This is a genomic window from Prosthecobacter sp. (assembly GCF_029946185.1).
Classification (GTDB): Bacteria; Verrucomicrobiota; Verrucomicrobiia; order Verrucomicrobiales; family Verrucomicrobiaceae; genus Prosthecobacter.
Map to the genome: position 1 here is coordinate 1 of NZ_JAQSEA010000045.1, position 7,082 is coordinate 7,082.

At 56.2% G+C, this 7,082-nt stretch carries 5 protein-coding genes and 1 pseudogene; all 6 read left to right on the forward strand.

The genetic code is table 11. From position 1 onward, the window contains the following. Window positions 1-500 precede the first annotated feature (500 nt). A complete protein-coding gene (locus tag PSV43_RS02565; protein WP_300193464.1) occupies window positions 501-3,365 on the forward strand; it encodes a tetratricopeptide repeat protein in 2,865 nt (954 codons plus the stop codon). Between the two features lie 28 nt (window positions 3,366-3,393). Continuing rightward, window positions 3,394-4,332, forward strand: coding sequence for a tetratricopeptide repeat protein (locus PSV43_RS02570; RefSeq protein ID WP_300193466.1), 939 nt, complete (start codon window positions 3,394-3,396; stop codon window positions 4,330-4,332). 11 nt (window positions 4,333-4,343) lie between these two features. Next, a complete protein-coding gene (locus PSV43_RS02575) occupies window positions 4,344-5,204 on the forward strand; it encodes a MotA/TolQ/ExbB proton channel family protein (protein ID WP_300193467.1) in 861 nt (286 codons plus the stop codon). A gap of 49 nt (window positions 5,205-5,253) precedes the next feature. Further along, entirely contained in the window at window positions 5,254-5,682 is a 429-nt protein-coding gene (locus PSV43_RS02580; protein ID WP_300193469.1) for a biopolymer transporter ExbD, read from the forward strand. Window positions 5,683-5,694: 12 nt separating this feature from the next. After that, window positions 5,695-6,174, forward strand: a complete 480-nt coding sequence (locus tag PSV43_RS02585; RefSeq protein WP_300193471.1) for a biopolymer transporter ExbD — start codon at window positions 5,695-5,697, stop codon at window positions 6,172-6,174. 79 nt (window positions 6,175-6,253) lie between these two features. Further along, window positions 6,254-7,082: pseudogene (locus PSV43_RS02590) on the forward strand (hypothetical protein); the annotation flags it as partial.

The window sequence follows — 7,082 nt, forward strand, 5'->3', positions numbered from 1 at the left end:
CACCTCAATTAACCATCAAATGACAAAGTACAGAAATTATAGCTTAACGGCATTGAGCTTTAGCGAGTGCTTCCGTGGGTACCTCCAGCAACAATCAGGGAAGCAAAGCCAGCGCTCCGCCGCATCCCTCGCCCGCCAGCAGCGTCTGCAACCAGCCCCGCCACACCCTGGCTCCGCCATCACCTGACGCTCTCTCCGAGAAGATTTTCAGCACGAGAAAATAGACCCGTTTTCAACGCACCTTGATATTAGACCACACCTTTGGGAGCAAAATCCAGCTTCCTATTTCTGGGGTGTGGATAGAATTTGTCCTTTTGACTTTTCTCCCGTGACAAAAATAGCCATCCTGCTAATCTCGGATCTCTTTATCGAAAAATGTCAGTTTCCCCCTGAGGCTCAACGCTTTTGCACAATCATTTCATGACATGTGTAAATTCGATCTTGTGCTTCTCCGTAGTTTTTTTGTAATTTGTGCTGAAGTGGAACGCACCCTGCAACTCATGAGACCCCTTTTCTGTGCCGTCTTGGCCTTGGCCGCTGTAACGCCTGTGTTTTCCCAGGCTCCTAAGCCTGCACCACCGGCGGCTCCGGCTGTCCCGGGCGCTTTAAATATCCAGCAGGAAACGGAAGCTCTGATCAATGCTGCCAACGCTCTGTTCGTAGAGGCCAAATACCAGGAGGCGCTTGCCAAGCTCGCCGTCGCGAAGAAAAATCTCAACAACAAGCCCTTCGAAAACATTCTCTTCATTGAGGGTGCCTGCCACTACAACCTCAACGACTACCCGAAGGCGATTGAGTCACTTGAGGCCTACGTGAAGGAATTTCCCCAAGGCTCGGCGCTCGTCGATGTCCGCATGGCTCTGGGCCGCTCCTACATTGCCAGCAAGAAGGAAGACAAAGGCATCGAAGTGCTGACCGACGTGGTGCGCGATTCACCAGAGAAAAAAGCAGAGGCCGGGCTCATCATTGCCGACACTCTCAATAAGCAGGACAAGAAAGAGGAGGCGCTCAAAATCCTCACCAATGTGCTTGCAGACGGCATCCGCAGTGCGGAATCCATCCAGGCCGCCATGCTGGCCGCCAACATCTATGTCGGCAGCGGCAAGCTCGATGAAGCCACCACGCTCATGGACAAGGTGCGCAACTTTGCCTCGGGTGGTGACAGCATTGCTCAGATGAACAACATCTATCTCAAGCTGGGTGATGAGATGATGGAAAAAAAGGCCTACAAGGAAGCTCTCGGCGCCTACCAGCTCGTGCGCAAAAAAGCTGAAATCTCACGCATCCAGGCTGAGCAGGTCGCGAAGCTCGAGGTCCAGCTCAAGACCGCGAAAGGCGTGCGCAAGGACGAAATCGAAACCAAGGTCAAGGCCAACAAGGAAATCATGGCGGAGATCGAGAAGCGCTCAGACTATGATGCCTCTCTCTATTATCGCCTCGGCCGCTGCTACTATGAAATGGGGGCCGTCACGGACATCGGCCCCGGAGATCCCTCCCGCCTCTGGCAGGCCATTCTCGCCTTTGAAGTCGTCGTCAAAGACTTCAAGCAGTTCGCCCAGCGGGACAAGTGCATGTACGGACTCATCATGGTCAATGCTTCCTTGAAACGCATCAAGGAGTCGCGCGAACAGTGCGAACAGTTTATCGAATCCTTTCCAGACAGTGAAATGGTCGGTGAAGTCTCAATGATGTTCGGCATGCTGGCCTATCAAAACAAGCAGCCCAAGGAAGCGATCGCTGCCTGGAAAAAAGCGATGAGCTTCCCTAAGGCTGACAAAGAACGGCTGAGCTTCCTCATCGGCAGCGTGCTGTTCGAAATGCAGAGCTTCGACGAGTCCCGCATGACTTATGAACTCCTGCTCCAGGAATTCCCGACCACCACTTATAAGGACGATCTCCAGTACCGCATCGCTCTGACCTACTTTTACCAGAACGACTCCAAGAGCGTCACCAAGGCGCTCAAGACCTACATGAAGGACAATCCCAAGGGGCAGTTCGTCGTGGATGCGCGCTATCGTCTCGCTTTCATTGACTTCCAGAGCGGGGACAAAAAGGCGGCGGAAACTGAACTTCTCAGCATCGCCAAGGATGCTCCCAATGATCAGAATGTCGGTCAGGTGCATGCACTCCTCGGGGATATTTACAATCAACGCGCCGATTATGCCAACGCGATGATCCAATTCGAGTTCGCCGTGGACAAAGCGAAGACTGACGATGTGCTCACCTATGCCATGGACCAGCTGACTGACCTCTACGTCGGAGGCTCAAAGTGGAAAGAACTGGCAGCGATGTGGCAGCGTTACTACAACACTCACAAAAATAACGAGGATCTCGCACTCAAGGCTGTCCTTTGGATCAGCCGCTCCAACATTAAAGAAGGCAAGGTTGAAGAAGCCAAGAAGCTGCTGGCCAGCGAAATCAAAGGCCGCATCCCCATCGTCGCCAACCAGCAGGTGGAAGGCTTGATTCAGCAGTTGGTTTCGATTAGCGCTCCTAAACGCCGCCGCGCCTCTGCTGCTCCAACGACTCCACCCGCAGATGGTGCGAAGCCTGCCGAAGCAGCTCCCGCCGCAGAGCTCACCTTTGAAGATGTTGAAAAACAGATCGAAGAACTGCTGACCCCGCCGCAGGCCGCGATGAACGGCACCGCTCAGATGCGTATTCTGTTTGCGAAGGCATGGCTCGCCAAAGTCATGAAAATGCCTGATAAGGCTGAGAAGTATCTCACGATCATCGTCGAAGTCGCCAAGCCAGATGACCTCAGCCCGATGCTGCTGAACATTGTCGGTGACAGTGCCCGTAAAAAAGGCGACCTCGAAAAAGCCACCGCCTGCTATACCCGCCTCAGAGATCTCTTCAAAGACAGCGAGTTCTCAGACGGCGCTCCTGTCGGCCTGGCTGAAATCGCCTTTGAAAAAGGTGACAACGACAAGGCTCTCGAACTCTTCCGCGATGCCTTGAACAACTACCCCGGCAGCTCCCATGTGCTGGATGCCACTCAGGGGGAGGCCAAAACGCTCGTCAAACTCAAGAAGTATGATGAGGCTAAGAAGATCTTTGAGCAGGTCGCCAACACCAAGGAATGGCGTGGTCACGCCACCGCCAATGCCCTGCGCATGCTCGGCGAGATCGAGGCTTTGCAAGGCAAGCACGAGGCGGCCATCGCCTACTTTCAGCGCGTCTTCATCGCCCATCAAAGATGGAAGGATGAAATGGCCAAGGCCTATCTTCAATGCACCAAATCTTTTCAGGTTCTCGGGAAGCTCGATGAGGCCAAAAAAACACTGCAGGAGATGGTCGACCGCAAGGATCTTGAGGGGCAGCCAGAAATGAAAGAGGCTCAAAAACTTCTCCCCACCCTGTAATTCGATGCGAACCCACCCCACGATTTCCATGCACTCGTTCGCCCGCTTTTTGTTCATTTTCGCCGTCGTTGCCGCAGGTTCCGCCTTTGGGCAGGCCATCGTTCTCAAAGATGGCAATCGCGTCTTCTCCTCCGAGTTTTCGATCAGTCCAGAAGGCAAGATTGTCCGCACCGTTCAGATCGGTGAAAACAAGGCTGTCACCATTCTGGACAAAAAGAACATCGATTCCTTGGAGTGGCCCTATCCCGCTGAACTCACCGAATCCGCCGACCTGCTTGCCAAAGGCAAGACCGATGAAGCCATCGCCGTGCTGAAGAAAGGCCGTGACTTCTTTGAGCACTTCGAAGGCATCGAGGGCAATTGGTACATCGATTTGTTCTTCGCCTACATTGAAGCCTTGAACCAGGGCGGCAAATTCGATGATGTGGTGAAATCACTGCCGGCTCTCCGCGCTCTGAAACTCACAGACGCGCAGAAAATGCGCCTGCGCATTATCCAGCTCGACATTGAGCGCCAGACCACCTCGGACTACGCCAGCATCATTGCTGAAGCCCAGAGCATCCTGAAGGAAACCGACGACTCTGCCATTGGCGCCTCGCTGTGGGCTCTCATTGCAGATGTTTACACCCGCAAGAAAGAGTGGGAAAAAGCATTGCTGGCCTATTTGCGCATTCCAGTGTTCTACGGCACCCAGATGCAGCGCGTGCCTGAGGCCGAGCTCAATGCTGCCAAAACACTCATCAAAATGAAGCGCTACGAGGACGCCAACGCCTTCCTTGCTCGCATCAGTGACTCCTATCCCGGCTCCCCCATCGCCGAATCCGCCATCAAGGAAAAAGCCGCGATTGCCGGAATGAAAAATGTCGCCGAGGAAGAGGCTGCCGCCGCCGCTGACGGCAAATCGGACGCTGCCAAACCCAACGAAGGCGAGCCTGCCCAATCCACCGAGTCCAAACCCAAAGCTTGAATATTTTCCCCATGCAAACCACCACTGCCACCCTCATGACCCGCCACATCCCCAACGGCCCCGCCCGCGCGTTCCTTTGCGTCCTCCTGGCCTTCGGTGTCCTTACTTCATTCAACCTCTATGCCCAGGAGCCCGCGCCTGCTGAGGGGGCTGCCGTCGAGGAGGCTCATTCGGAGTCGATGATCGACCGCTTCATTGAAGGTGGCTGGGTCATGTATCCCATCACCGCTTGCTCCATCGCTCTCGTCTGGCTCACCGTTGATCTTTGGATGCGCACCGCCATCAAAAAAGCCGCTCCTCCCGCCCAGGTGGCACAGGTTCAGGATCTCTTCCGTGCGGGAGACTACGTCGGCGCTTACCAGTTCTGCAAAGGCAGTCCTTCCGCCTTCACCAGCACCACCCGCGTCGGGTTAAGCTTCCTCGGAGATGGCCATGAAGCCACCGAAGCCGCCCTGTTCAGCGAGCTCAACAAAGTCAACGCCTCCATCCAGACCCGCATCAACTACCTCTCCGTGATCGGCGTTTGCACCCCCATGATCGGCCTCACCGGCACCGTGACCGGCATGATGCGCGCCTTCTCCACCCTGAAGACCAGCGGTGCAGGGGACCCTGCCAAGCTCTCCGGCGCCATCGGCGAGGTGCTCATCGCCACCGCTTCCGGTCTCTTCATTGCCGTCCCGGCTTTCATGTTCTTCTACTTCCTCCGCAATCGTCTTCAGGTCAGCATGAGCGATCTTCAGGAGATCGTCTTGGCCTTGTTCCGCAAGATGCCTTACGCTCATCTCAAAGACGCCCACGTCGGTGAAGAAGAATTCTACGCCGCCATTCCCAACTGGGTCGCAGGTGAAGTTCAGACTGTCTCTGCAGCCTGAGTCCTTGCTTTCTTATCTCATAATACTCAACCCTTGACCTTCTAACACTATGGGTGGCGGCGGCGGCGGTGGTGACGGCGAACCGGAGTTTCAAATAGCTCCGATGATTGACGTGCTTTTGGTGTTGCTCATTTTCTTTATGAGCATCACCTCGGCGCAGGTGTTGAGTATCGACAAGGCGATTGTTCTCCCTGTCGCTAAAGATGCTAAAAAGAAGGAAAAAGACGTGATGAACGAGGCCGCGCTCAATGTGCGCTGGACCAATGGCAAGGCGACCATCCTCTTTGAAAATAACGCGTATGATATCGTGGAGCCGCTCGTCGAAAAACTGCGCAGCCGCCACGATGCCAATCCCAAGTACCGTGCAGTCATTCGCGGCGACAAACGACTCCCTGCCATCGAAATCCAGCGCGTCATGAGTGTCATTGCCCAGGCGGGTATTGATGACATTTCCTTCTCTGCCTTGAACAAAGAGTAATTCATTCTCCTCATGTCTGCCCCCGGCAAAAAAAAGCATCGCGAAATTGAAGTCGAACAGCTCGCTGTCGGCTTCCAGATCGCCCCCATGATTGACGTCGTCTTCGTCATCATGCTCTTCTTCATGGTCATGGTTGGCTCCGTGAAGGTCGAGCGCGAGCTCAAGAGCCAGCTCCCCGGTCTCGCTCCTCCCAGCGCAGATGCTCCCACCGAAATGCCGGATGAAATCATCGTCGGTGTTGAGGAAACCGGTGCCGTCACCCTCAATGAAGAGGAGTTTGACAGCAACCGTCCCGATAAAGCTCTCCCCGACTTCATCAGCACACTCAAGCGTCTCAAAGAGGAGGCGGACAACCGCCAGGCCAAGGTCATCGTGACCATTCAGGCGGAGGAGCAGGCCACCTACGAGCGTGTCATCGACGTTCTCAACGCCCTCGCAGTCGCCAAGATTGCCAACGTGACTTTCACCGTCGGCGGTGAAGAAGGATTCTGACTTCTTTCCGCTTTTATTTGCCTGCACCCCAATAAACCGGGCGGCAGTTCCGTCCTGATATTCTGAAAAGCAGTGCTTCATGAATCCGCCGCCACCTGGAACTCCGCCAAATCCTCAGCCGCCACCACCTCCCCCGGGTGCCACTCAGCTGTTGCCGCAGGGGTATCCACCCGGCTACCCACCGCAGATGCCGCCGGGGTATCCACCCGGCTACCCGCCGCCGCATGGCTACCCGCCGCAGATGCCGGGGTATCCGCCCGGCTACATGCCACAGATGGCCATGCCCGCCATGATGCCACCGCCCGCGCCTTCCACCGGCACGGTGCCCACGGCTGCGCCTGGCCACGCCAGTGCTGCGGTGCCAGTCGCTGTGAGTGTCATTCCCATGATGCCCGCGCCCAGCACGCCCATGTCAGTCTTGGCCGAGCCAGCCGATGACGAAGAGGTGGCCGTAGCAGCAGTCGTGGCCGAGCATCACGAAGGCGAAATCTTTCATCCCCCCGCGCTCACCCACATCGAGGTCGCCAAGCCGCCGAACCAGTTCGTGCAGATGTGGCGCAAGGCAGGCGCCAGCTCCCTCCTCCTCAGCATCCTCATCCACGCCGGCCTCGGTGTGCTCGCCCTCTTCATCGTCTTCCAGAGCGGAGTCATGGACAAGCAGGTCGACTTCCTCCCCGGTGGCGGCACCGCACAGGGCGCCAAGGCCAGCGCCGATCTCCAGCACAAAGTGCAGCAAAAGAAGCGCAGCTCCATCAACAAAACCATGCCCATGAAGAAGCTGGTCAGCACCAGCATGACTTCCGCCATCTCCCTCCCAGAGGCCCCCCCAGACTCGCTGGAGATGCCCGACGTCAGCGCCATGATGGGTGGCGGCGCACTGGGAGCCAGCGCAGGATTCGGCCTTAGCG

Bases quoted from the DNA above. Each gene is read 5' to 3' on its own strand.
- PSV43_RS02580 (WP_300193469.1), top strand. From the start codon at position 5,254: ATGGGTGGCGGCGGCGGCGGTGGTGACGGCGAACCGGAGTTTCAAATA.
- PSV43_RS02570 (WP_300193466.1), top strand. From the start codon at position 3,394: ATGCACTCGTTCGCCCGCTTTTTGTTCATTTTCGCCGTCGTTGCCGCA.
- PSV43_RS02575 (WP_300193467.1), top strand. From the start codon at position 4,344: ATGCAAACCACCACTGCCACCCTCATGACCCGCCACATCCCCAACGGC.
- PSV43_RS02585 (WP_300193471.1), top strand. From the start codon at position 5,695: ATGTCTGCCCCCGGCAAAAAAAAGCATCGCGAAATTGAAGTCGAACAG.
- PSV43_RS02565 (WP_300193464.1), top strand. From the start codon at position 501: ATGAGACCCCTTTTCTGTGCCGTCTTGGCCTTGGCCGCTGTAACGCCT.